The organism is Empedobacter sp. UBA7611 (genome assembly GCF_002484365.1).
Taxonomy (GTDB): domain Bacteria; phylum Bacteroidota; class Bacteroidia; order Flavobacteriales; family Weeksellaceae; genus Empedobacter; species Empedobacter falsenii_B.
Map to the genome: position 1 here is coordinate 1 of NZ_DLJR01000063.1, position 26255 is coordinate 26255.

The following is a 26255-nucleotide window of genomic DNA, read 5'->3' on the forward strand; positions in this document are numbered from 1 at the left end:
AACTTTTGATACTGATCCGAATTATATTAATCGTTCGAGATCGAAAAATTTCAACCAATATATCAACGAATTAAGAATTAATCATCTTTTGAAACGATTTGCAGATGAACCAAATCTCAAAAAATATACAATTGATGCATTGGCAGAAGAAACAGGTTTTAATTCGAGAAAGACTTTTTCGGATGCATTCTTAGAACATACAGGTTTTCGTCCGTCAAATTATATCAAGTTTTTATAATAAACATGAAGTAAGTAAGAACATTACTCAAAACTATACACAAAAAAAGAGATTCTAATTAATAGAATCTCTTTCAGCGGAGAGTGAGGGATTCGAACCCCCGGAGGTGTGACCCTCAACAGTTTTCAAGACTGCCGCATTCGACCACTCTGCCAACTCTCCAATAACGCAGTTTATTGCGGTATTGCGAGTGCAAATATAGAACGCTTTTTCGAATTTGCAAACCTTAATTTAAAGTTTTTTTAATACAAAAACATAGTTTATTCAGTATCAAATAAATATTTTTAAAAAATTTTATACAATTATTACCAAAGCTATCTGAATAAGGAAACCAAGCGTGAAAAATAAGGCTGCAAACTTCAATAAAGTAAAGCGAAATGTTTCGTTTATGATTAGCTTATTGACCAATGGTTTCGAGATTTTTTCGTCCAAAAGCTTTTCTACTTTTTTATAAAAAATCAATAATAGAATTATAATCACCATAACAACTGTAAATACCAAAATAGAACTCATCGAATGATAAAACATCATTCCCATCGCCATTCCTAATACAGCTAGTATCAATTGTGGTAATTGATTAATTGCTTTCCGAATCATTTCTTCAGTTTTACTTAACCAATCGGCTCCAAGAATTTCTGGCGCAGCCATCCAAAATGCGACAAATTGTAAAATCAAACCAAGTAAAGTAAAAATTTTTATCATTCCCAAAAATTCAATTATGGTTAAAGATAAAAAAAACCGTTTAAAATAAATTAAACGGTTTTCATATTATTCTTCTCAAGAAAAGATTATTCTTCCTCTTCTTCGTCTTCTTTCATCGTATGATAAACGTTATTTACGTCCTCATCTTCGTCAAATTTCTCTAACAATTTCTCGATGTCAGCTTTTTGTTCTTCTGTTAATTCTTTTGTTGTTTGTGGAATTCTTTCAAATTCTGATGAAATAATTTCATATCCACCTTCTTCCAAAGATTTGAAGATTGTTCCGTAATTCTCGAAAGGTGCAATTAATACAATTCCATCTTCATCCTCAAAAATCTCCTCTACTCCAAAGTCAATCATTTCAAATTCTAATTCCTCTAAATCTAGATTTTCAGGTTTTTGAATTTTGAAATTACAGATATGATCAAACATAAATTCAACAGAACCTTGCGTTCCTAATTGTCCATTACATTTACTGAAATAAGAACGAACGTTAGCTACTGTACGATTGTTGTTATTTGTAGAAGTTTCAACTAAAACGGCAATTCCGTGAGGTCCATAACCTTCAAAAATAACTTCCTTATAGTTTTCTGTATTTTTATCAGATGCTTTTTTGATTGCGCGTTCGATGTTATCTTTTGGCATGTTAACAGCCTTCGCATTCTGAATCACCGCACGAAGATGAGAATTTGAATGCGGATCAGGTCCTCCTGCTTTTACTGCCATTACGATATCCTTCCCAATTTTAGTAAACGCTTTAGACATTGCCGCCCAACGTTTTAATTTACGTCCTTTTCTAAATTCAAATGCTCTTCCCATTTATACTTGTTTTTATAGCTGCAAATTTATTCATAAAACGAAAAAAATCCAAGAACTATGTCTTGGATTTTTAAGATGTTAATATTTTAGAATGATTATTTCAATCCGTGGTATTTTAACATGGGCTCAATTGAAGGGTTTTTACCTCTAAAATTTTTGTAAATCACATTCAAATCGTCCGAATTTCCTTGAGAAAATACTTTATCTCTCAAAATTTGACCATTTTTACGTGACATTCCTCCATTTTCTATTGTCCATTCATATGCATCATGATCTAACATTTCTGCCCAGATATACGCAAAATATCCCGCTGCATATCCTCCACCAAAAATATGGCTAAAGTAAGAAGAACGGTAACGAGGCGGAACTTGTGGTAAATTTGTTTTATTATCAATTAAGGCTTGTTTCTCAAAATCGTCTACACTTGTAATTGTTTTATCAACTGAAACTGTATGCCAAGACAAATCTAAAGCTGCAGCAGAAAGTAATTCTGTTAACGTATAACCTTTGTTAAAGTTAGATGCTTTTTTCATTTTTTCTACCAACGCATCAGGAATCGCAGCTCCTGTCTGATAATGCTTCGCATAATTTTTTAGGATAGATGGTTCCGTTACATAATGCTCGTGAAATTGCGATGGAAACTCAACAAAATCTCTTGAAACATTTGTTCCAGATAAAGTTGGATATTTTTGATTCGCAAAGAAACCGTGCAACGCATGTCCAAATTCGTGGAAAGTTGTCACCACATCATCATACGAAATCAACGCAGGTTGACCATTTGCAGGTTTTGTGTAGTTTCCGACATTATAAATAACAGGTTTTGTTCCAAATAAGTGCGATTGCTCTACAAGATTACTCATCCAAGCTCCTCCTTGTTTAGAATCTCTTTTGAAATAATCGGTATAAAATAATCCCAATTGAGAACCATCTTCATTAAACAATTCGTAAACTTTTACATCTTCGTGCCAAGTTGGAATATCTGTACGTTTTTTGAATGAGATTCCGTACAATTCTTTCGCCATAAAGAAAATTCCATTCTCTACAACTGAATCTAAAACGAAATAAGGCTTCATTTCATTTTCGTCGATATCAAATTTCTCTTTACGAACTTTCTCAGCATAATAGTTCCAATCCGCAGCTGTTAATGTATTTGCTGGATTTTCTTTCTTTGCTAAGGCTTCAAATTCTTTTGCATCTTTTTGTGCCATTGCAGTAGCGGCTGGAATCATTTGATTCAAAATCCCTTTTGCTGCTGTTGGATTTTGCGCCATTTGATCTTGCAAATTCCATTCTGCATAATTCGCAAAACCTAATAATTTAGCTTTCTCCGCACGTTTTTTAACCAAAGTTAAAATTGTAGCACGCGTATCATTTTCGTCTTTTTTCTCTGTTCTAATCCAAGCTGCATCAAATAATTTTTTTCTTGAAGCTGCATTAGTCATATTTTGCAACTCAGGTTGTTGCGTTGTATTCAATAAACTGATTAAATATGTTCCATCAGCTTGTTTGAAAGCCTCTAAATCAGCATCACTCAAACCTACTAATTCTTCTTTCGTAAAAGTAACGCCACCAGATTTTGTTCCTTTTAATAATTGATTTGAGAATTTAGTTTCCAAAGAAGCTATTTCTCCATTCAATTTTTTCAATTCGTCTTTTTGTGCAGCAGATAAATTTGCGCCAGCCAATTCAAATCGTTGATAATATACATCTAACAAACGAGATGATTCTTTATCTAAATTCAATGATTTTTTATTGTCATGTAAAGTTTTTACACGTTGAAATAATTTATCATTCAAATAAATGGCATCGCTATGAGCCGCAAATTTAGGCGACATTTCCTCCTCAACTGCTTGCAACGTTTCGTTTGTATTTGCTCCTGTCAATAATCCAAAAACATGGCTAACTCTCGACAATAATTGACCAGATTTTTCCATTTCCACCAACGTATTTTCGAAAGTTGGTGCTTCAGAATTATTAGCAATTTTATTGATTTCGACTAATTGTTCAGCCATTCCTTGCAACAAAGCAGGTTTGAAATCTTCGTTTTTAATTTTCGAAAAATCAGCAGTTTGATAAGGCAAAGTGCTCACTTCAAAAAAAGGATTTTTATCGTTCCACATACTATTTGTTGACTTTTCGCTACAAGAAGTGGCAAGGATTGACGATCCAACCATCATTCCGTAAAAAAGTTTTTTATTAAACATTTTTATAATTTTTAGACCTAACGAAGTTAAAACTTATAATGTTAAATTTCAAAAATATTCAATTTTTCATTCAAACAATGGGAAATATTTAAGCTAAATCTTAAAAGTTAAATAATTAATAAACCTTACCGAAAAGGTTGAATTTTCTTCAACGAAAATAATTATCTTTGAAAAAGAGTGAGGAAAAATTTCACTCTTTTTTATTACCCTAAAAATCAATCCATTTTGTATTTAGATTTAGAAGAATTAAAATATTTATTAGCTGAAAGTGTTGAAGAATTGCCAAGTTGGGAATCACACCAAAAGCTTTCACCTCCATATCGTCAAAAATTTGATTTAGAATATGTAAAACGTACCAATCCTAGAAGTGCGTCTGTGATGATTTTATTGTATCAAAACGAAGATGGAGAAGTTGAATTCCCAGTAACCATGCGTGTTTCTTACGAAGGAGCGCATTCACATCAGTTTTCTTTGCCAGGTGGACAATTTGAAGAACAAGATATTAGTTTTGACGAAACTGCTATTCGCGAAACTATGGAAGAACTTGGTGTAGAGTACGAAAACATTGAGATTGTAAGACAATTGAGCGAAATGTATATTCCGCCAAGTAATTTCTTGGTTTATCCTTACATCGGAATTTATCATGGAGAACCACATTTCAATCCAGATGAGCGCGAAGTACAATACGTTGTTCCATTAAATTTGGAAGCTTTTTTGAATGCTGATTACGAAGTTTTTGAGAGAGAATTTTCTGGTCAAGTTGTCGAAATTCCTGGTTATAACATTGGTGATGATGAATTTCTTTGGGGCGCAACGGCAATGATTTTAGAAGAATTTAAAGATTATCTAAAAATCGTATTAAATTTGTAACTTAAACAATTAAGAACTCGTGTCTCAAAAAGCAAAGAAAAAGAACGCATTTCGCGATTCATTTGGACATTTATATTTCCTAAAAAGGACGTTAATTTTCTTATTAGGATCATTTACTTATAACCGTTACAATGGTTTTAATAAATTAAAAGTTAGCGGTACAAAAAACTTGGTTCATTTGCCAGCTCAAAATGTATTATTCGTTTCGAATCATCAAACTTATTTTGCTGATGTTTTCGCGATGTATCATGTATTTTGTAGTGTAAAAAATGGTTTTATTGATACCATCAAAAATCCAATTTATTTACTTAATCCTAAGATTGACTTTTATTACGTTGCCGCTGAAGAAACAATGAAAGATAATCTTTTGACGAAATTATTCGCCTACACAGGAGCGGTTACCGTAAAAAGAACGTGGCGTGCAAAAGGAGAAAATGTAAATAGAAAAGTAGATTTAAGCGAAATTAACAATATTGATATTGCGTTGCAAAGTGGTTGGGTAGTAACATTTCCGCAAGGGACTACAACTGCGTTTGCACCTGGTCGTCGTGGAACTGCACATTTAATCAAGAAAAATAAACCAATTGTAATTCCAGTTGTAATTGATGGTTTTCGTAGAGCTTTTGATAAAAAAGGTTTGCGTATTAAAAAACGTGGAATTAATGCGACAATGACATTCAAAGAGCCTTTGGAAATCGATTATGAAAATGATTCGAGTGATGCAATCATGAAAAAAATTATGAATGCAATTGAGCAAGCACCAGAATTTAATAAAGTTCGACCAATGGACGAAATTCTTGCTGAAAATAGTGAAAAATCATTGGATGATTATTTGAATGAAGACGACGAAGAGTTTGATGATTTCGAAGAAATGGGCTACGACGAAGAAAATAAAAAAGACTAAAAGAATACAACATACAAAATGAAAAAAGTTCATTTTATTGCAATTGGTGGAAGTGCAATGCACAATTTGGCGATTGCTTTGCACGAAAAAGGATATCAAGTAACAGGTTCTGACGACGCAATTTTCGAACCTTCGAAAACACGTTTGGACCAACGTAGAATTTTACCAGAAGAAATGGGTTGGTTTCCAGAAAAAATTACAACAGATTTAGATGCTGTGATTTTGGGAATGCATGCTCACGCTGATAATCCTGAAATGTTACGTGCTCAAGAATTAGGTTTAAAAATCTATTCATATCCAGAATATTTGTACGAACAATCAAAAGATAAAACGCGTGTTGTAATTGGTGGTTCGCATGGAAAAACGACAATTACATCAATGATTCTTCACGTTTTGCATTATCATAATATCGATGTTGATTATATGGTTGGTGCGCAATTGGATGGTTTTGATGTGATGGTAAAATTGACAGAAGACAACGAATTTATGATTATGGAAGGTGATGAATATTTATCATCTGCCTTAGATCGTCGTTCAAAATTCTTGTTGTATCAACCAAATATTGCGTTGATTTCAGGTATTGCTTGGGATCATATCAATGTTTTTCCAACGTTTGCAGATTACACTTCTCAATTCTCAAAATTCGTAGAATCTATCGTGAATGGAGGTGCTTTAATTTACAACGAAACAGACGAAGAAGTTGTTAAAGTGGTAGAAGAAACGGAGAAAGCAATCAAGAAATTCCCTTATCATTTACCAGAACATTTTATCGAAAATGGAATCACTTTTATCGAAACAGAAGATGGACCAATTCCGTTAGAAGTCTTTGGTAATCATAACTTGATGAATTTAGAAGGTGCTCGTGCAATTTGTAAACAATTAGGTGTAATGGATGATGATTTCAACGAAGCAATTCAATCATTCAAAGGAGCATCTAAACGTTTGGAATTAATTAATCGTACTTCTGATTTTGTTGCGTATAAAGATTTTGCCCATGCGCCAAGTAAAGTAACTTCAGTTACGAATGCAGTAAAAGAACAATATACAGATAAAACAGTTGTAGGATGTTTAGAAATCCACACCTATTCGTCTTTGAATCCTGAGTTTTTGGTGCAATACAAAGGTGCTTTAGACAAAGCTGATATCAAAATTGTAATGTATAGCCCAGAAGCATTAGAAATAAAACGTATGGAAATGATTTCTCCAGAAGATATCAAAAAAGCCTTTGGAGATGATTCTATTTTGGTATTTACAAATGGTGAACAATTGCAAGATTATATCGAAAGTTTAGATAAAAAAGATAAAGTATTTTTGATGATGAGTTCAGGAAACTTCGGTGGAGTAAACTTGAATGAATTATTTAAAGCATAAAAAAATCACCTTTCAATAAAAGGTGATTTTCCACTTAAATATCTATAAAATATAGAAAAAGAAAACTTAATTTTTTAGGTTCTCTTTTTGTTTTTTGTCAAATGGTCAAAATAATCATTTTAGGTTTTTGGATTACTTCTTTTCAAATATCAGTAAACTTAGAACTATTTTAAACTTTTTCGGAACTATTAATTTTAAAAACATTATTTTAGAAAAAACAGAGGTGATATAAACTTTTAGTAATACTCTACTCACTTTTGTTTTCGCCATCAAAAAACACCTCTGTTTTACTATAAAATTATAGTGACCCTTTTGATAGTAACAAAGATGATAAAAATCGAGATTAAAAAAAGTTTGAAAAGTAGCCTAAAGATGTCCAAAACGGAAGTTATTGTAAACTTTTTCTAAATTGAGTTGGACTAATTTTTAGATGTTTTTTGAAAAAATTTCCGAATGAATATTGGTCAGAAAAGTTTAACTCATTCGAAATTTCAGAGATTGTTTTAGTTGTTTCACTCAACAATACTTTCGATTCACGAATCACAACAGAACTGATTAATTCTTTTGTCGTTCTACCTGTTATTGATTTGCAACATTCAGTTAAATATCGTACTGTAATATTCAATTTATCTGCATAATATTTTGCATCTCTGTTTTCTGTATAACTCTTATTTAAATCATTCAAAAAACGTTTTACAATATCATCTTTTCGCGTTCCTTTTCTTACAATAATTGTTTGTTGTTTCGAAAGTTCACTAAACGTTGTGTAAACAATCGCATAAAATAAATTGAATTGTAAATAGCGTACGAATTTAGTCGATTTCTCTTGCAAACGCAACTTCAATTGCAATAAAAGTTCTATTAAAGCAGAAAATTCTATTTCATTGAAATGATAATTATTGATTCTACTTTCGCCAAAAAATTGGTTGTATTCATAACCACTCAAATCGATAATCGACGTATCTAAAATCTTTTTGGTTAAGACTAAACTCAACAATTCTAAATCAGATAATTTTGAAATTATTTGGTAAGATTTATTAGGTTCAGGAAAAAAAACATCGTGTTGTTTAAGTTTAATTTCTTGGTCATTTTGAGAAATAATTAAATAACCATGCTGAATAAAAATCGTCTGAATCAAATCTTTTTTCAAACGTTTATTTTCGACAGTTTGCTGAATAAATTCCTCTTGATCAAAAACATTAAAATTCTCCATAAATCAACACTTTAATTTCAGTTAATTTGACACAAATTTTAATCCAATAATTGAACAAATTAAAGTCGTTAAGAAGAAAACGCGCCAAAAACTTGCTGGTTCTTTAAAAATAAAAATTCCTACTAAAACTGTTCCGACTGCTCCAATTCCCGTCCAAACTGCATAAGCCGTTCCGATTGGTAATGTTTGCGTTGCTTTTACCAACAAAACCATGCTCACCGTTAAGAAAAATAAAAAACCGCCATACCATAAATAGGTGTCATTTCCAGTTGCCTCTTTTGCTTTTCCAAGACATGATGCGAAACCGACTTCGCACAACCCTGCGATTAGTAAAATTACCCAATTCATTTTTTACTGATTTGTTTATAAAAATTAAGACTACAAAAAATTGTAGCCTTAAAATTAATTATTTATTTTTTGAATTATTTACCGAAACTATCGCTAAATTCTACTTGACCTTTGATGTGTACTTCGCTCCATGTTTTAGAAACGCCATCTGCACCTTTGTGTAATTCGAAACAAGCCTGATTAAGAGCTTCCATCGCTTTTCCTGTGTTAAAATCCATCAAATCAACATCTGTTTCAATTGTGAAAACATTATTCTCAAACGTCGATTTTACTTCGTATTCTTTAGAAGCATTATTCAACGTTAAATTCAAGAAAGTTTTACCATCTCTGAAATGTAATTGACCTTTGATTTCGCTTGTATTAATCATGTTTCCGAACAAAATATCTTTCAATTTTTGATCACGATCAATTTGATCAGAATTTAATGTCGCAACTGTAGCAATAATATTTGCACCTTCTAAAACTTCTTGAGGCGTTTTTCCATCTTCTTTTGCGTCTTTCACCAAAACAACATCAAAACGTCCTGAAACAGCCACTTTTTCTGTCGTTTTATAAGCCGTCCACTCAACTCCAGATTTTCTAATCACACCTTCTACAATTTCTGTTGGCTCTTCCACTGTAACAGCAGTTTTAGCAGGTTGTTCTACTGGTTTTTCTTCTGTTTTATTCGTACAATTCATCAGCATTACTGATGCACAGCATATAATCGCTATAGATAATTTTTTCATTTCAAACTTTTATGTTACAAAAGTACAACAAGCCAAGACTAATTCACAATTGATTTTTAACATATTCTGAAAAAAGTCTACTTTTGTAACATGATAAAAAATCTTCTAAATACGTGTTTGATTATCATTTGTTTGCCATTTATCTTAATTTATGAGATTTATTGTTCGGTTTACAAATACAGAAAATAAATTGGTAACTTCGCTTTCAAATTGAAAAGATGAGCGAAAGAATAATAGGAATAATGGGTGCTATACCGCAAGAAATAAACGGTGTAGTCAACTTATTAACAAACAAGCAAGAACATAAAATTGGCCGAAGAAGTTATTTTACTGGAGAATTAAACAATCAAAAAGTTGTAGTCGTTTATTCTCGTGTTGGTAAAGTTGCTGCTTCTGCTACGGTTACAACTTTAATCCTTGAATTTAAAGTTTCTGAATTAATTTTTACAGGTGTTGCAGGCGGAATTCATACTGATGTAAAAATTGGAGATATTGTGTTAGGACAAAATTTGATTCAACATGATATGAATGCACAACCTCTTTTTCCTGCTTATGAAATCCCAATGTTAGGAAAAGCTTATTTTGAGGCTGATTCTTCTCAATTAGAAGTTGCGACAACAGCTATTTTAGAAATTTTAGAAGAGCAACATTTACATAATGTGATTTCTGAAAAAGATTTGGATAAATTTAATATTCATCAACCTCAACTACATGTCGGTTTAATTGGTTCTGGAGATTTATTTTTCTCGACAAATTCTCAGAAAGAAAAATTACAACAAAACTTACCCGAAATACTTTGTGTCGAGATGGAAGGCGCTGCAGTAGCACAAGTTTGTTACGAATTTGATATTCCTTTTATCATCATCAGAACAATATCAGACGATGCCGACGATCATTCTACATTAGATTTTAATAGTTTTATAGAAAAAATTTCGAATGTATATTCAATAGAGATTATTAAGAACATCATCAAGTAAAAAGTCCTTTAAAAAGGGCTTTTTTTATGATGCACACATTAATAAAAAAAATCATCAAAAGATTTGATGATTTGCTTTCCAAATATTTAAAATGGATTGTGGGGAGAGCAGGATTCGAACCTGCGAAGGTTACCCAACGGATTTACAGTCCGTCCTCGTTGGCCGCTTGAGTATCTCCCCGCCTAATAATAAAGTATTCTTCAAAAAAGAAGAGCCGATAGAGGGACTCGAACCCACGACCTGCTGATTACAAATCAGCTGCTCTAGCCAGCTGAGCTACATCGGCGATTTTTTATTTTTGTTTTAAAAGTAAAATATAAACTTTTTTGGAGCCGATAGAGGGACTCGAACCCACGACCTGCTGATTACAAATCAGCTGCTCTAGCCAGCTGAGCTACATCGGCTTTTTAGTGGGGAGAGCAGGATTCGAACCTGCGAAGGTTACCCAACGGATTTACAGTCCGTCCTCGTTGGCCGCTTGAGTATCTCCCCGACCTATATTTTTGCTGAGCCGATAGAGGGACTCGAACCCACGACCTGCTGATTACAAATCAGCTGCTCTAGCCAGCTGAGCTACATCGGCAAAAATATTATTATTTGAATATTTCAAATTGAAAACAGGAGATTCATTTCTCGAAAGAAGTGTTGTTCCTTTTTCGTGGTGCAATATTAGGGCAGTTTTTCGAATCTCGCAAATGTTTTTTCAAAAAAAAGTAGAAGTTTTTTCGAAAAAACCACTTCAATTTTGAAAATCAGAATTTTAGAATTCAAAAAAAAATCAAACTTTTTTTCAATAAAAGTAAAAAAAGATAATATTCTATTTACATTAGAGTCCCTATTTTTGTGGTCAATTAATCATTAATGCATCTTATCATACAAATTTTGCAACTTTTCGGAGCAATTGCTCTGTTCATTTTTGCGATAAAACTATTAAGCGAAAATTTACAAGCGTTATCTGGATCGAATTTTAAACGCACTTTAAACAAATTAACCAAAAACAATTTTTCGACAATTGTTACAGGTACTCTTTTTACAACAGCCATACAATCTTCGTCGGCTGCAAGTGTATTTATATTAGGATTTGTAAATGCTGGATTGATTAATTTGCGAAAAGCATTTGGTTTGATATTAGGTGCAAATATCGGAACTACGCTTACATTATGGTTGGTCTATTTCGGAATGAAATTCGATTTGATACAAATTGCATTGCCTCTTATATTAGTGGCTTTTCCATTTTATTTATCAAAAAAACGTAATCAAAGAAAAGTAGGTGGAATTTTATTTTCACTTTCATTACTTTTTCTTTCGCTATATTTCTTGAAAACTTTTTTACCTTCTATCGAAAGTCATCAAAAGTTACAAGAATTCTTTCAACATTTATCGCATTATGGTTTTTTGACTAATTTATTATTTATTCTATTTGGAATATTATTAACAGTTTTAGTCCACTTTTCGTCAGCATCAATTACCATTGCAATTTTATTAGCAAGCAAAGGTTTACCTATCGAATTAGCCGCAATGATTGTTTTAGGAGCTAATATTGGAACAACTTTTACAGCGCATTTAGTTGCAGCAATTGGAGATAAATACACAAAAGTAGTCGCAGCATTTCATACATTTTTCAATGTTGTAATTGCGTTTATTTTTATGTTGATTGCTAATATTGTTTTAAAATTTATTGATTCAGCAATTTCATCGAATATTGCTATACAGCTTATTGCTTTTGATACCATTAGTAATTTGGTTGGTGTAATTTTATTTGCTCCTTTTATCAATAAATTGGCTTTCTACTGTCAGAAAAAGTATTTCTCGGTAAAATCTACAGATAATAAGTTAGAGTTTTATGCGATTCCATTTGGAACAAATTCTGACCTATATAAAAATGAAGCCAACAAAAAACTTCTGAAACTTGCTTCTACAACAAAACAGACAATTTATACGCTTGGGCGAATGATTACTGAAAGTGATGAAGAAAAGATTTTGGTTTTTCGTGAACGAATTTTAGAACTCGAAAAAGAAGGTGATCAATTGGAGCGAGAAGTCAATGAATTTTTGAATGAAATTGCTGATTTAGATTTACCAAACGAAAATACAATTGCGATTCATCAGTTAATTACACTTTGTCATCATTTGGAAAGTGTTGGTGATATTGCGATTAAGATTTCGTCTATTCATCGTCGTCGTAGAATGACAAATAGTTATTTTACACCAAAAATGAGAACATATTTGGTCGAATTTCAAAACAATTTGGATCAAACAACACGTATTTTAAATCAAAATTTGAACGAAACACAAGAAGAAGTTTCTATCAAACAAGCGGAGTTTATCGAAAAAACGATCAATACAATTTACAAAGAAGCCGAAGCGAATTTGATGAAAACCATCGAAAAAGAGAAACTTTTGACGACAAGTGCGCTTTTCTACAAAGATTTAATTCAGAATTACGAAATTCTTGGTGATCATCTTTACAAAGCCAATGCAACAATTGTTAAGCTTAAAAATCAGTAAATTTTTGTAAGTTTAAAGAAATTATCTAAATATGAATATAATTTCTAAAATTTTATCAATTATTCTAATTATTATTTTCTCTACATTAATTGCTATTCTTTTTGGGATTTGTCATAATCAAATATCTTTTTCAATCTCTAATGAATTATTTGAAAAATATTTTTTCTTTCAATTTGGAACTTCAGAATGGAATATTACTAATCCGAGAATAAACGCAGCTATTGTTGGATTTTTAGGTACTTATTGGTTAGGTTTTTATTTTGGTTTAATATATTCTGTAATATTTTTATTTTTAAAAACATCTAATAATTTAAAATATATCTTTAATTCAATAGTTATAAATTTCTCTTTTGCTTTAATTGGAAGTCTTTTAGGGTATTTTATTGCAATCCTATTTTTTGATCTAGAAAATGTGCCTTTTAAAGTTGAAATAGATATTATTAATATTAAAAATTATATTAATGCTATGTTTATGCATTCAGGTGCCTATTATGGTTCTTATTTCGGAATGGCTATTTCAATAATCTATTTAATTTATAAAAATCAAAAGAATAATTAATTTTTCGCACACTTCTACTCTATTTTGTAATTTTGCAAAATGTTTGATTCAAAGCAAATTTTTTCTATTCAATCCGAAGAAGATTTCCAAAACGTTGCATTGGAAGTTTTCCGTTATCAAGCGCAAGAAAATGAAGTCTACAAAAACTTCTTAAATTTCTTGAACGTTGATTATTCTACTGTAAAACACACCAACGAAATTCCTTTTTTACCAATTCAGTTTTTTAAGAAATTTGAATTGATTTCGGGAAATCGTGAAGTGGAAAAAATTTTCACAAGTTCTGGAACAACTGGAATGGCGACAAGCAAGCATTTGGTTACGGATTTGGCATTGTATCATTACAGTTTAGAAAAATGTTTCGAGCAATTTTATGGTCCGCTTTCCGATTATACTATTTTCGCACTTTTGCCTTCGTATTTGGAGCGCTCAGGTTCGTCTCTAATTGATATGGTGGAGTATTGGATTGAGAAATCCGGCAGCGATAAAAGTGGTTTCTACTTGTATAATCACGATGAATTGTACGAAAATCTTATTGCCCACGAAAAAACGGGCAAGAAAGCAATTTTGATTGGTGTTTCGTTTGCTTTGTTAGATTTTGTCGAAAATTATAAAATGAATTTGCAACATACAATTGTCATGGAAACTGGCGGAATGAAAGGTCGCAAGAAAGAAATTACGCGCGAAGAATTGCATTCAATTTTGAAAAATGGTTTCGGAACAAATGAAATTCATTCGGAATATGGAATGACGGAATTGCTTTCGCAAGGTTATTCTCGAGGAGATTTGACGTTTAAATCGCCAAATTGGATGCGAATTTTGATCAGAGAAACCGAAGATCCTTTCCAGTATGTTGAAGAAGGAAAAACAGGTGGCGTAAATGTGATTGATTTAGCAAATTACAATTCGATTAGTTTTATTGCAACTGATGATTTAGGTAAAAAAATAACTCACAATCAATTTGAAATATTAGGACGTTTCGATCATTCGGATGTGCGAGGTTGTAATTTGATGGTGATTGAATAATAAACAAAATCCCGCACTGNNCAGTGCGGGATTTTGTTTATTTCTTTTTCATTAAAACTTCTTTCAGAGATTCTGTTTTTATTTTCTCAAAAAATTGTTTCAATTCATTGTATTTATCCGCTTCATAAACACCTTCTGGCAATAAAAATTGAATTGCTAGTATCAATTGTCCATCTTTCACTTTTGCTTCCTGATAATACTCTAAACCAAGCTCAGTTTTGTGATGCGCTTTGTATTTTTCATCAATTATCACTTCATAACCTTCTGGAATTTTAGATTTCACCTGAATATTAAACAAATAAGGATAATTAAATTCTATTTTGCGCTGACGATTTTTATCTTCAAAAGTATATTGTTTTAGAAATTCGCGCAAAGGATTAATAAATGTATAAAATGGAGCATTCGGAATTACAGCTTTTGCTTTATAATTTTTAACGTAAGAATCAGTATCAAAAAACGTTTTATCATTAATTTCTTCGTCCAAACGCACATCTAAAGATTCAGTCAAATACCTATTCAAAACATTTTTTTCGTCTACATCATCATCATAAAAATAACCATTGAATTTGTCTTTACGATAAAGAACTAAATTTCCATTACTCATAAAATCATACTTTAATGATGATTCGTAATAAGACAATTTTTGATTCAACTTTACAAAAGAAGCTTCACCTTTTTTGATGACAATTCCGTGATAATTAAACACGTCTAAAGGTCCAAATTCGATTTGCTCTTTATTTAATTTCGAAGCATCCAAAATAATATTTGAAGCGCCATTATTCAATTTCACAACCGTCAAAACAGAATTGAATTGATTGACAATTGGATAAGAAAACAAAATTTGTCCATGATGACGACTACTAAACATAACCATCGAAGTTTCGAAACCTTTGGCTGTTAAAATTTCATTCAATAAAAGATTCATATCTGCTGTAGAACCAGACTTTTCTTTCAATAAAGTTTTGTTTGAACGCGTTGGAATAATTCCATAAAATCTGTTCCATTTTACATTTGAATCAATATATTCAATCACATTTTTCAAAGTTTCTATCTCATCTTTTCCATTCGGAATATTTTGCGCTAAATCTCTGATTGCAGAAGGATTTCGATACAAATCATATTGTGCATTTATATCTTGAATCAAATCTCTCCACGCGCTCATCGTAGTTTTCTTTGCACCATCTGTATGATAAGTAGCAGCCTGTATTTTGATACGTTCACTTTGATCTTCAGGATTATAAACGTATTTTAATTGATTATAACTTTGGATATTATGTAATAACCACTCCGTTGAACTTGATTTGCCTTTATACTTTGTATTCAAACCATCACCAATTGTAATAATCGAATAGGTACCATAAGCTTGATTATTTAATCGAAACTTGCTCGAAAGCGTTGGTATATCATGTTGAAAATTCCACGCATCAATAGAAAAATTATGTTCGCTACTTTTGATATAAGTATACTCGATAATAGAACCAACTTTTACATTTGGAAAAGTGAAACGTTTTGCAGCATACAATTCATTTAGAGAAACATCAAAAATCTCTTTCTCATCAATCGGAGTCATTTGTTCTACTCCATTTACAATATTAATTGTACCTCCCTTAATTCCGCTTATAGATTCATTTCTATTCTTGCTGTAATAATTCAGTTGTATATTTGCTTCATCAAGTCCTTTATCAGTCAGTATTTTGATTCTTCGTTTTACAGTCAAATAATAATTAGACGAAGTTAAATCCATTTTTCCTTCTTCCGAAAGAATAACAGCATCTACATTTTTCTCAAAAGGAACTTGAGTTAAGTTAATTTCTTGCTCCGAAATTTTTCCGAATTTTAAATCTTTCGATTGCGCATTTGTATATAATGCAATAAATAAAAAGAGTAAAGTAATTTTTAATTTCATTTCAATTTGTAATTCCTGCAAAAGTACAATACACAATAATACATAAAGAATAATCTAAATAAAATTTTCGTTACTTTTCTATCAATTCTTCTAACGCTTTTTCTAAAGTAGGATATTGAAATTTGAAACCTATTTCTTGAATTTTAGTTGCGTCAATTCTAGATCCATTTAGGACTAAACTACTCATCTCACCTAATGCTAATTTCATAACAAAAGCAGGAATATTAGGAATAAAAAAAGGTTTATTCATTATTCTCGCTAGCGTATGATTGAATTCCGAATGATTTATATATTGCGGTGAAGATGCGTTATAACTTCCTTTTACTTTATCATTATCTACAGCTTCCGCATACATTTGTATCAAATCTGTAATATGTATCCAAGGCATCCATTGTTTTCCGTTACCTAGATTTGCTCCTACACCAAGTTGAATAGGTTTTTTTAATAATTTGAAACCTTCGCCGTTTTTAGACAAAACAAAAGAAGTTCTAAGACAAACCACTCTTGCACCTATTTTTTCGAACTGATAAGCAGCATTTTCCCATGCGACACAAACTTTACCTAAAAAATCAATATTCGGTTCATCAGATTCTTTGAAAATTTTGTTCGAAGTAATTTGTCCATAATAAGCAGTTCCAGACGCGGAGATAAAAAATTTCAAATCAATATTCAATTTTTTGACATACTCAAAAAGTAAATTCGCTGTATCAACTCTACTCGAAAAAATTTCTTTTTTGTAAGAATTTGTCCATCTTTTCGCAATTAAGCTTCCAGCCAAATGAATAATTCCATCCAAATTTTCAAAAACTTTTTCATCAATTGTATCTTTCTCCCAATGATAAAAAGGATGTTCAATCTCTTTTTCTCTTGTCAAAATACGAACTTGATGTCCATTTTTAATTAAAATCTTCGTTAATTCTGAACCAATTAATCCACTTCCGCCAGTCAATAGAATATTCATACTAAAATTTTTTCCTAATTTAGCTCATTCCAAAAATATAAACCAATGTTTAAAGGTAGATTTCCTTATCTAAAAAGAATGGGGGCTGATGAAGAAAAGAAGCTAAAACAAAAAATATTCGATATAGTTTTTGAAGCTGATACACCTTATGGAAAACTTTTTGACATCTCGTTATTACTTTTAATTTTATTAAGTGTAGGTTTGGTTATGTTGGAGTCTATTCCAGCAATTAATGCGAGACACCATACAGTTTTAGTATCTTTAGAATGGATTTTAACCTTTTTGTTTACTATAGAATATTTATTAAGAATCTATTGTGTTAAAAATCGTTGGCGATATATTTTTAGTTTTTATGGAGTTATTGATTTATTGTCTATTTTACCATTTTATCTTGGTTTAGTTATACCTACAAGTAAGTACCTAGCAAGTATTCGTATTTTAAGATTACTACGTATTTTCAGAATTTTTAACCTTACACGATTTACACGTGGGAAAAATGTGTTGGTGTTAGGGCTGAAAGAAAGTAAAGATAAAATCATCGTTTTCTTATCATTTGTAGTATTAATTGTTGTTGTAATTGGCTCGATCATGTATATGGTTGAACATGATCATCCTGAATCTGGTTTCACAAGTATACCTATTAGTATTTATTGGGCAATTGTAACTTTAACAACAGTAGGTTATGGCGATATTTCTCCTGTCACTGGTTTGGGACAATTTTTAGCTTCTGTTGTTATGATTATAGGTTATGGTGTAATTGCTGTTCCCACAAGTATTGTAACAATGGAAATGAATAAAGCGGCTAGACACAAAGAAGACATTCCTACAAACACACAAAGATGTCGCAATTGTGGCGATGATTATCACCTAGATGGTGCTATTTATTGCAAAACCTGCGGTCATCTTTTAAATGAGCCTTAAAATTTATCCAAATTAATAAATCGATTATTGTCGATATGATTAACGTATTCGTAATTTTTGGTGTAATTAATTGACATATTCAATTCATAACCAACCAACATCAAAATCACATTGATGTATACAAAAATCATCATAATCATCACTAATCCAAGCGATCCATACAACAAATCAATGTTTGTAAAATAACTTAAATACGTGTTAAAACCAATAACTGTCAATAAGAATAAAGCAGAAGTTAACAATGCTCCAGGAATTACTGTGCTACGCGATTTTTTGTGATTTGGTCCGAAATAATACAGCATACACATCGAAACAAAGTAGAAAAGAAATACCGAAAAATAGTTAATTAAATACGAAAACTGTCCAAGTTTACTTAGGAATGAAACGTTGGTTAAGTATTTCCAAATAATTGATGTCGAATACGATAAAAAAACTTGTAACACAATAAAAGCTGTAAAAAACAAGGTTAAAATAATCGAAATCATTCTCGATTTAGAGTTTTTTCGCTTCACATAAACATCTTGATACGAGACATTAAATCCATTAATAATTCCTTGGATTCCGTTGGATGACATAAAAATTGTAATCAAAATCAAGAAATAATTCACTTTACGTTTTCCTTGCACAGCCGTCGTTTTATCAATATAAGAAATCACTTCGTTGCTCACATGTTTAGGCAAAAGTTGAGGAAGAAGTTGTGTAAATAATAGATTTTTTATTTCTTGGTAATAAACCAAATGCGGCAAAATACTAAACAAAAAAAGCAAAAATGGAAACATACTAAAAAATAAAATCCAAGAAACTGCTGCCGAACGCAACGGAAAATTACCTTTCATAACGCGAATCCAAAAAACTTTCAAGAAATCATATACCGTGATGCCCGTATTTTTGTTCATCAATTTTGTTTTCGACCAATCTCGAAAATAATTTATTCCTGTATATGTTTTAAAATCTTGTAGAATGCGCATATTTTTGTCTCAATAAATAATTTTGAATGAATATTACGACCATTTGTATCGGTAAAACAGACGAAAAAGCCATCGAAATGCTATTACAAAAGTATGAAAATCGATTGCCTTCGCACATTAATTATCAAAGAATTGAAATTCCTGACATCAAAAATCGTAAAAATTTGTCCGAAATTCAACAAAAACAAAAAGAAGCTGAGCAAATTTTGAGTAAAATCGTCAATACAGATTTTGTGATCATTTTGGATGAAAAAGGGAAACAGCCTACTTCGAAGCAATTTGCAGATGATATTCAGAATTACATGAATCAATCTGTCAAAAATCTTGTCTTTGTGATTGGTGGCCCTTATGGTTTTGACGAATCTGTTTATAATCGAGGAAATAAAAAAATGTCTTTATCCAATATGACATTTACGCATCAAATGGTTCGCTTATTTTTAACAGAGCAAATTTACCGAGGATTTAGTATATTGCAGGGTAAACCTTATCATCATGAATAACACCTCTCCGTTTGAAGAATTTGTTCCAAAGCAAGAAAATAAACTAAGTTTTGGCATTGGAAAAGCACTTTTGTATAGCGCGATTGCAGTGATTATGATGCAATTTGCTGGCGGACTTGTTTCTGCTCCAGCACTTTTTTACAAACCGCTTAATCACGTTCTTTTACCATTAGGATTTTTAACAGGAACGGTTTGCGCAATTGTTATTTTATTGATGTTAACACAAACAAAATTTGCATCGATTTTAAAAGATATTAAACATTCTTTTACTCCAATTCAGCTCATATTATCAATAGCTTGTTGGTTATTTCTTTTGCCTTTAGCCGAGGTTGCAACAAGTTTAATTCCGACAACTGGACCTTTAGAAAAAATCTATAAAATTTTTCAAGCTTCTTTTGAAATGATGTTAGATTACAAAATCGCTGGATTTATTATGATTTGTATTTTGGCTCCAATTTTCGAAGAAATTATTTTCAGAGGAATAATCTTGAAAGGAATGCTAAATTTCAATATAAATCCTACCACTGCAATCTTAATCAATGGATTTATTTTTGGATGCGCACACATGAATCCTTGGCAATTTATAAGCGCTGGACTTTTAGGAATCATTTTTGGAATAATTTATTATCGTACAAAATCGTTGTTTTTGCCTATGTTATTACATTTCTTAAACAACACACTATCATACTCGTTAATGCTGATGCAGGGCGATATGGAAGGCGAAGTTTTTGCACAAAGAGATTATTTATTAATTGGAGGAATGACACTTATCGGAATTTTATCTGTCTATTTATTAATCAAAAAAACAGAACAAAAAACAATATAAATGGAATTAATTTTTGCCACACATAACAACAATAAAGTAAAAGAAGTTACAAAAATGTTACCTTCTTACCTATCGATGAAATCGTTGACTGATATTAATTTCTTTGATGAAATTGAAGAAACTGGAACAACTTTCGAAGAAAATGCGCAACTGAAAGCGAAAACTATTTTCGATAAAACTGGAAAAAATATCTTTGCAGATGATTCTGGATTAGTGATAGAAGCGTTAGATGGCGCGCCTGGTGTATATTCTGCTCGATATGCTGGTACAGGAAAAGATGAAGATAATATTGCAAAAGCGTTGAAAGAATTGGAAGGAAAAACAAATCGAAAAGCGTATTTTATTTCTATTTTCTGTTTAATTTTGAATGGAAAGGAATATTTTTTCGAAGGTCGAGTAAACGGAACTATTGCAACTGAAATTATGGGTGACAATGGTTTTGGCTACGATCCGATTTTTATTCCTGATGGTTTTTCAAAATCTTTTGCACAAATGTCTCCTGAAGAAAAAAATGCAATTAGCCACCGAGGAAAAGCTGTCGAAAAATTAAACGATTTTTTAACTAATCTAAACGTAAATTGAGTTTACAACTAACAATATTAGGATTTAATTCGGCTTTACCAACAGCTTTTACGCACCCGACCGCTCAATTATTAAACATCGCAGAACGCTATTTTTTGATTGATTGCGGAGAAGGAACACAAGTACAATTGCGAAAAGCGAAGGCAAAATTCAACCGAATAAATCACATTTTTATATCGCATTTGCACGGCGATCATGTTTTTGGATTGATTGGATTAATTTCCACACTTCAATTACTTGGTCGCGATATGCCTTTGCATATCCATGGTCCGAAAGGAATTGAGGAATTTATTACGACACAATTACGTTTAACAGAATCTAATAACTCATTCGAGATTATTTTCAACGAATTGCATACAAAAGAATCTGTTTTAGTTTTTGAAGATGATAAAGTTGAAGTTTATTCTATTCCGCTAAATCACCGAGTTTATACAAATGGTTATCTTTTTCGAGAAAAGCCAAAACCTCGAAAATTGAATATGGATACGATCGAGGAATTTCCAGAAATTGAAATCTGCGATTATCAAAATTTGAAAAATGGAAAAGATTTTACGTTAGAATCTGGAAAAATAATTCCGAATGATTATTTAACCTTTGATGCTCAAAAATCATTGAGTTATGCGTTTTGTTCGGACACAAAATATAAACCAGATATTGTTCCGATTATAAAAGGTGTCGATTTGTTATATCACGAATCAACATTTTTGCATGAATTGAAAGATTTAGCCGTTTATACAGGACATACAACAGCTAAAGAAGCTGGAATGATTGCGAAACAAGCCAATGTAAAGAAATTAATTTTAGGTCATTTTTCTAATCGCTATCACGATTATAAGCCATTGTTAATAGAAGCGCAAGAAGAATTTACGAATACCGCTTTACCCGAATTGCTGAAAACAATAAAAATAGAAAGTTAGTAATCAAAATATAAAAAAATCCGTTCGATNNATCTTTTAATTCGTCAACATGAGAAATAATACCGACAATTCGGTTCTCTTTTTGCAAACTCATCAACGTTTCAAACACGATATTTACAGCATCTGCATCTTGCGTTCCAAAACCTTCATCAATAAAAAAGAAGTTTTTTTCTGACTTCGCATTCGTTTGCACACTTTCTGCCAAAGCCAAAGCCAAGCTCAATGAAACTTGGAAAGATTGTCCTCCAGAAAGCGTTTTCACACTACGTGAACGACCTTCATTCAAATAATCTATAATCTCAAAATCATTGTTGTCATTCATTTGTAAACTCAATTGATTTCTCGTCATTCGATGAAATCTCACATTTGCGTTATCACATAATTGTTTCAAATAAATAGACGAAACATATTGCACAAATCCCGCTGAATTAAACAAATTTCGCATCGTTTGTAAATTTGTCGCTCGTTTTTGCAACTTCTGCAATTCAATTAACAAATCTTTCTTTTCAGCAAAAGATTTATTCAATCGCTCAATTTCAGTTTTTGTTTTTGTTACAATTTCGGTCGCTTCTTTCAACTGATTTGTTACAAAAGTTAATTTTTCTTCTTGTGTTTTATAAATCATTTCATCAAAAGAAACATCCGCTAATTTCTGCTCTAATTCATGAATTGAACTTTTCAAAGTTTCGAACAAAATTCTAAAATCTTCTAATTCTTTTCTGATTTCAGAAACATTAAACTGTTGATTTAAAACTAATTGAACTTCTTCAATATTTTGTATTTGATTTTTTTCTAATGATTTTTCTAATTGATTTTGATTAATAGCCAATTCTTCTTTCAACTCAATGATTTGTTTTTCAACTAATTCAATTGAAGTTTTTTGAGAAGCTAATTTTGGATTCAATTGATTTAAACTTTCTGTAAATTGAATATAATCTTGTTCAATTTTTGTATTATTTAACTTTAAATCATTCAAATTTTGAAGCACATTTTCTGTTGTTTGATTTTGAAAATCTTCAAATTTCAAGACTTTCAAATTTGCTTGATTTTGCTTGATTTGAGAAGCTTTTTCAGCTTCTTCTAATCTAAATTTTTCTAAAGCATTTTTATATTTTTCAACAGATTCACGTTCTTTCTCTAAAGTTTCACGAAAAGTTTCAATCTCTTTATTTTTATTCGAAATTGTTTTGTCCAAAGCAATAGCTGCTTTCTTTTTTTCTTCAAATAATTCAACATTTTTCGAATCAAAATCTTTCCAAACAAACAAATTCATATGATTTTCTTGTTCAATTTTCAGATCATTCAAAACTTGATTTTCTTGTGCAATTTGTTTTTCAATAAACTGTTTTTGATCAATCATTTTCTGAACTTCATTTTGTTTTTTCTGAAGCGATTTTAACTTTTCATCAATTTGATTTAATTCATTATTTACAACTTCAAATTTCGTGGAAATATCATCAATTTCAACAATATTCGGATGCTCTAAAGCGCCACAAAGCGGACAAGATTCACCTTCGTGTAAATTATGTGCAAAATGAACCAACTTTTGCTGAACTTCTAATTCATTTTTCTGTTTTTCAATTGATTTTTTAGTTGATTCAAGCTTTTCAAATTCAGAACTAAACCAATTTTCAAAACTTGAAATTTCAATATTATCTGTTTTGAATTGAGCTTCGAAAACATTAATTTGTTGCTTTTGCTCATCTATTTTAGTTTGTTGTTTCTGAATAGATTGTTGCAAATTTTGATTCTGAACAAACCAATTTCCAACCTCCATCAATGTTTGCGCATCTATTTTTGACTCAGCTAAAGTTTTGACTTCTTTTTCAGATAATTTGATTGAAGCTTCAATTTTCTGTTCATTTTTCTGAACCTCTTCAACTTCTTTCAAACCTTTTGCTGTTCTTACTTTTAACTTTTCTATCTCCTCTGAAAAAGTTAAAATTTGAACTATTAATTCTAAATCTGTTTCTTCTTTTCGTTTTATTGGTAAAGTTTCATAATCAGTTTTAATCGCTTCAATTTGGTTCGAAATTTCTTTGATTTGATTCTCGATTAAAGTCAGTTGTTTTTGTTGATTTTCAACTGAAATTGACTTTTCTTCAATCTGATTTGAAAGTTTTTTATGATTTTCTAAAAGTTGAGAAAACGCATTAAAAATCAATTCATAGCGCTCAATTTCAAGTTTTCGTTGATCCATTTCATTTTTCTGAACTGAAACTTTTTCAAAATCAATTTTCTTTTGTTTTAAAGTCTCAAAATCTGATTTCAACGCTTTTAAACGTTGAAATGATTCATTCATTTGATTATATTCTTCTTGAACTTGATTGGTAACTTTTGTTTGCTCAATCAAATTTTCTTCAAGCTCTTTTATTTTTTCTTCCGAAACTTCTTCAAATCCAGATAATTTCCCTTCTAGTTGATTCAAATTCGTTAAGTTTTGAGAATTTAAAGCTGCAACTTTATCTTGTAAATCATAACGATGAAGTCCAAAAATTTCCTTCATCATTTGTGTTCGATCTTTTGCACCCAACTCAATAAATTCCTTGAATTGCCCTTGCGGAATAATAATTGTTCGTTTGAAATTTTCGTAACTCAACCCAATTATTTCTTCTGCTTTCGAATGATTAAGCGGAATCCATTCATTGTCTTTTTGTTCATAAAAAACAACTATTGGCGATTTTACATCTTCAAAACGTTTCGAATTTCTTTTAAATTCACGTGTTGCTCTGAATAATTTTTGTTCAAAATTATAGAAATCAAACTCGATATATGCCAAATTCGATTTCAAATTCATCATATTGTAAGCACGCTTATCTTTGGAATTTAGACGTTCTGTTTCGCCATACAAAACGTACATAATCGCTTCCAAAATTGACGATTTTCCGGAACCTACATTCCCGAAAATTCCAAATAATCCTGCTTCTGTTAATTCAGAAAAGTCAATTGTTTGGCGTTCTTGATACGAATAAAGTCCTTCTATGGTTAATTTTACTGGAATCATTATGAATTCAAAATTTCGTTAAACAAATCCTTTATTTCGTCGTTTGGTTCTTGATTTCCGTTCTTCGATTTGAAATAATCTGTAAACAATTCCTTCATATCTTTCGTTTGATCTGCAAACTTATATTCAACCGTTTCAATTTCTTGATTTTTAACTTTCGGAATCAAATGAATAATTCCATCATGTGCTTGATAAATCAATTTTCGTTCATCAGCTTTCAAAAAAGAATCACTTTCTAAAGTCAATTCAACCAACGCATTTTGATTTTCATTCAACCATTCTACAGCTACATTTATATCATCAAAAGTTTTACGAATAAGTGGTTTTCCGTTCTTTAATTCTATTTTATGATAAGAAATAGCTTGATTTGGTTCTGCTTCTATTACCGAAACATACTTGGTTTGACCAGCTTCGGAAAAACTATAACACAAAGGCGAAGAGCTGTACACAACAGGTTTTTCTTCTGTTCCGATGTTCTTAAAACCATGCAAATGTCCAAGCGCTGTATATTGAATTTGAGGCGGAATAGCTTCGGAAAAAATCATATCTGCATTTCCAATTTTAATCGGTTTTTCGCCTTCTGGTTCCTCTAAAATTTCAGCACCTTTTTGGTTCATATACAAATGTGCTATCAATAAATTAACACCATTTTCGTCACAATATTCATCCGCAATATTTTTCCAATTTGTCGCTAAAACTTCATTCAATGCATCTTCTTTATTCTCTCCAAAATATTGTTTCAAACGAATTTCGTTTGCATAAGGCGTATGAATAATTCGAATCGGAAAATTGAAAGAATTTAATTTCAATTCAATCATTCCTTCTACAGATTTCGAAATTTTGAAATCATTTAATTCAAATTCCTGAATTTTTGCATTTGGATAACCAATCAAAATAATTCCACATTCGCGCGCCAACGGATCTGGCGCATCAATCAAACTTGGAGAATCGTGATTACCAGAAATCGCTACAACAGGGCGTTTTCCATTATTCGAAAGTCTTTTTAATGTTTTGTAAAATAATTCTACACCTTCTACACTAGGATTAAAATTATCAAATAAATCGCCCGCAATAAGTACCAAATCAACTTGTTGTTGATCTGCAATTTCGACAATTTCATTCATGACTAAAATTTGTTCTTCTAATCGAGAAAAACTATCTAATTTTTTGCCCAAATGCCAATCGGCTGTATGTAGAATTTTTATCA

24 protein-coding genes and 6 tRNA genes are annotated in these 26255 nt (G+C 31.1%); 13 read left to right on the top strand and 17 right to left on the bottom strand.

All coding sequences use genetic code 11. The annotated features are described in order from the left end of the window. A partial coding sequence (locus tag B3R94_RS10900) for a helix-turn-helix domain-containing protein (RefSeq protein WP_291100779.1) occupies positions 1-238 on the top strand: 238 nt, incomplete at its 5' end. Positions 239-315: 77 nt separating this feature from the next. Here the strand turns inward: B3R94_RS10900 and B3R94_RS10905 are convergent. From B3R94_RS10905 to B3R94_RS10920, 4 genes are all read right to left on the bottom strand, one after another. Next, positions 316-400, bottom strand: a tRNA-Ser gene (locus B3R94_RS10905). A 132-nt stretch (positions 401-532) separates the two neighbouring features. Beyond that, on the bottom strand, positions 533-940 hold the full coding sequence (locus B3R94_RS10910; RefSeq protein ID WP_291100781.1) for a hypothetical protein: 408 nt from the start codon (positions 938-940) through the stop codon (positions 533-535). An 86-nt stretch (positions 941-1026) separates the two neighbouring features. Next, on the bottom strand, positions 1027-1758 hold the full coding sequence (locus tag B3R94_RS10915) for a YebC/PmpR family DNA-binding transcriptional regulator (RefSeq protein ID WP_286511583.1): 732 nt from the start codon (positions 1756-1758) through the stop codon (positions 1027-1029). A 95-nt stretch (positions 1759-1853) separates the two neighbouring features. Then, the gene (locus B3R94_RS10920; RefSeq protein WP_291100787.1) at positions 1854-3962 is read right to left on the bottom strand and encodes a M3 family metallopeptidase; all 2109 of its coding nucleotides are present in this window, start codon (positions 3960-3962) and stop codon (positions 1854-1856) included. 225 nt (positions 3963-4187) lie between these two features. On the opposite strand from B3R94_RS10920, the gene B3R94_RS10925 reads away from it, so the two are divergent. From B3R94_RS10925 to B3R94_RS10935, 3 genes are read left to right on the top strand one after another with little or no spacing between them, the layout of a single operon-like run. Next, positions 4188-4832, top strand: coding sequence for an NUDIX hydrolase (locus B3R94_RS10925; RefSeq protein ID WP_115001319.1), 645 nt, complete (start codon positions 4188-4190; stop codon positions 4830-4832). Between the two features lie 19 nt (positions 4833-4851). Then, positions 4852-5736 (top strand): lysophospholipid acyltransferase family protein, encoded by an 885-nt coding sequence (locus tag B3R94_RS10930; RefSeq protein WP_038334575.1) that lies wholly within the window; start codon positions 4852-4854, stop codon positions 5734-5736. A gap of 18 nt (positions 5737-5754) precedes the next feature. Continuing rightward, the gene (locus tag B3R94_RS10935; RefSeq protein ID WP_125348833.1) at positions 5755-7107 is read left to right on the top strand and encodes a UDP-N-acetylmuramate--L-alanine ligase; all 1353 of its coding nucleotides are present in this window, start codon (positions 5755-5757) and stop codon (positions 7105-7107) included. 388 nt (positions 7108-7495) lie between these two features. Here B3R94_RS10935 and B3R94_RS10940 read toward each other — a convergent pair whose 3' ends face one another. From B3R94_RS10940 to B3R94_RS10950, 3 genes are all read right to left on the bottom strand, one after another. Next, on the bottom strand, positions 7496-8320 hold the full coding sequence (locus tag B3R94_RS10940) for a helix-turn-helix domain-containing protein (RefSeq protein ID WP_291100790.1): 825 nt from the start codon (positions 8318-8320) through the stop codon (positions 7496-7498). Between the two features lie 21 nt (positions 8321-8341). After that, a complete protein-coding gene (locus tag B3R94_RS10945; protein ID WP_038334569.1) occupies positions 8342-8668 on the bottom strand; it encodes a DMT family transporter in 327 nt (108 codons plus the stop codon). Between the two features lie 74 nt (positions 8669-8742). Next, a complete protein-coding gene (locus B3R94_RS10950) occupies positions 8743-9396 on the bottom strand; it encodes a hypothetical protein (protein WP_291060461.1) in 654 nt (217 codons plus the stop codon). A gap of 218 nt (positions 9397-9614) precedes the next feature. On the opposite strand from B3R94_RS10950, the gene B3R94_RS10955 reads away from it, so the two are divergent. After that, positions 9615-10373: a 5'-methylthioadenosine/adenosylhomocysteine nucleosidase gene (locus B3R94_RS10955; RefSeq protein WP_291100793.1), complete on the top strand. Its 759-nt coding sequence runs from the start codon at positions 9615-9617 to the stop codon at positions 10371-10373. Between the two features lie 99 nt (positions 10374-10472). Here B3R94_RS10955 and B3R94_RS10960 read toward each other — a convergent pair. From B3R94_RS10960 to B3R94_RS10980, 5 genes are all read right to left on the bottom strand, one after another. After that, a tRNA-Tyr gene (locus B3R94_RS10960) sits at positions 10473-10553 on the bottom strand. A 32-nt stretch (positions 10554-10585) separates the two neighbouring features. Then, positions 10586-10659, bottom strand: a tRNA-Thr gene (locus tag B3R94_RS10965). A gap of 41 nt (positions 10660-10700) precedes the next feature. Further along, positions 10701-10777, bottom strand: a tRNA-Thr gene (locus tag B3R94_RS10970). A gap of 7 nt (positions 10778-10784) precedes the next feature. After that, positions 10785-10865, bottom strand: a tRNA-Tyr gene (locus B3R94_RS10975). A gap of 17 nt (positions 10866-10882) precedes the next feature. After that, positions 10883-10956 (bottom strand) — tRNA-Thr (locus B3R94_RS10980). A gap of 278 nt (positions 10957-11234) precedes the next feature. Here B3R94_RS10980 and B3R94_RS10985 point away from each other — a divergent pair. The 3 genes from B3R94_RS10985 to B3R94_RS10995 are packed head-to-tail and all read left to right on the top strand — an operon-like array spanning position 11235 to position 14463. Next, a complete protein-coding gene (locus B3R94_RS10985; protein ID WP_291100796.1) occupies positions 11235-12881 on the top strand; it encodes a Na/Pi cotransporter family protein in 1647 nt (548 codons plus the stop codon). Between the two features lie 31 nt (positions 12882-12912). Further along, positions 12913-13440: a hypothetical protein gene (locus B3R94_RS10990; protein ID WP_221856050.1), complete on the top strand. Its 528-nt coding sequence runs from the start codon at positions 12913-12915 to the stop codon at positions 13438-13440. Positions 13441-13479: 39 nt separating this feature from the next. Then, positions 13480-14463 (top strand): acyl transferase, encoded by a 984-nt coding sequence (locus B3R94_RS10995; protein ID WP_291100799.1) that lies wholly within the window; start codon positions 13480-13482, stop codon positions 14461-14463. A gap of 37 nt (positions 14464-14500) precedes the next feature. Here the strand turns inward: B3R94_RS10995 and B3R94_RS11000 are convergent, their stop codons facing one another. Next, positions 14501-16369 carry a DUF3857 domain-containing protein gene (locus tag B3R94_RS11000; protein ID WP_280045327.1) on the bottom strand — a complete coding sequence of 623 codons (1869 nt, stop codon included), beginning with the start codon at positions 16367-16369 and terminating at the stop codon, positions 14501-14503. Positions 16370-16439: 70 nt separating this feature from the next. Next, positions 16440-17330, bottom strand: a complete 891-nt coding sequence (locus B3R94_RS11005; RefSeq protein ID WP_291100802.1) for a TIGR01777 family oxidoreductase — start codon at positions 17328-17330, stop codon at positions 16440-16442. A 45-nt stretch (positions 17331-17375) separates the two neighbouring features. On the opposite strand from B3R94_RS11005, the gene B3R94_RS11010 reads away from it, so the two are divergent. Next, positions 17376-18251: an ion transporter gene (locus B3R94_RS11010; protein ID WP_291100804.1), complete on the top strand. Its 876-nt coding sequence runs from the start codon at positions 17376-17378 to the stop codon at positions 18249-18251. On the opposite strand, the gene B3R94_RS11015 is transcribed toward B3R94_RS11010, so the two are convergent. Beyond that, positions 18248-19219 (bottom strand): YihY/virulence factor BrkB family protein, encoded by a 972-nt coding sequence (locus tag B3R94_RS11015; protein WP_291100806.1) that lies wholly within the window; start codon positions 19217-19219, stop codon positions 18248-18250. The two genes, B3R94_RS11010 and B3R94_RS11015, sit on opposite strands and share 4 nt — an antisense overlap. A gap of 26 nt (positions 19220-19245) precedes the next feature. On the opposite strand from B3R94_RS11015, the gene rlmH reads away from it, so the two are divergent. The 4 genes from rlmH to B3R94_RS11035 are packed head-to-tail and all read left to right on the top strand — an operon-like array spanning position 19246 to position 22044. Further along, positions 19246-19719 (top strand): 23S rRNA (pseudouridine(1915)-N(3))-methyltransferase RlmH, encoded by a 474-nt coding sequence (gene rlmH, locus B3R94_RS11020; protein ID WP_038334530.1) that lies wholly within the window; start codon positions 19246-19248, stop codon positions 19717-19719. Further along, positions 19712-20545, top strand: coding sequence for a CPBP family intramembrane glutamic endopeptidase (locus B3R94_RS11025; protein ID WP_291100808.1), 834 nt, complete (start codon positions 19712-19714; stop codon positions 20543-20545). Before rlmH ends, B3R94_RS11025 begins: the two co-directional genes overlap by 8 nt. Then, the gene (gene rdgB / locus B3R94_RS11030) at positions 20546-21127 is read left to right on the top strand and encodes an RdgB/HAM1 family non-canonical purine NTP pyrophosphatase (protein WP_291100811.1); all 582 of its coding nucleotides are present in this window, start codon (positions 20546-20548) and stop codon (positions 21125-21127) included. It begins immediately after the preceding gene. Continuing rightward, on the top strand, positions 21124-22044 hold the full coding sequence (locus B3R94_RS11035; protein ID WP_291100812.1) for a ribonuclease Z: 921 nt from the start codon (positions 21124-21126) through the stop codon (positions 22042-22044). Before rdgB ends, B3R94_RS11035 begins: the two co-directional genes overlap by 4 nt. Here B3R94_RS11035 and B3R94_RS11040 read toward each other — a convergent pair. Together B3R94_RS11040 and B3R94_RS11045 are read right to left on the bottom strand one after the other, a co-directional pair. Beyond that, entirely contained in the window at positions 21992-25048 is a 3057-nt protein-coding gene (locus B3R94_RS11040) for an AAA family ATPase (RefSeq protein WP_291100815.1), read from the bottom strand. The two genes, B3R94_RS11035 and B3R94_RS11040, sit on opposite strands and share 53 nt — an antisense overlap. Beyond that, positions 25048-26253 carry a metallophosphoesterase family protein gene (locus tag B3R94_RS11045; RefSeq protein ID WP_291100852.1) on the bottom strand — a complete coding sequence of 402 codons (1206 nt, stop codon included), beginning with the start codon at positions 26251-26253 and terminating at the stop codon, positions 25048-25050. The genes B3R94_RS11040 and B3R94_RS11045 overlap by 1 nt, the downstream gene beginning before the upstream one ends. Positions 26254-26255 lie beyond the last annotated feature (2 nt).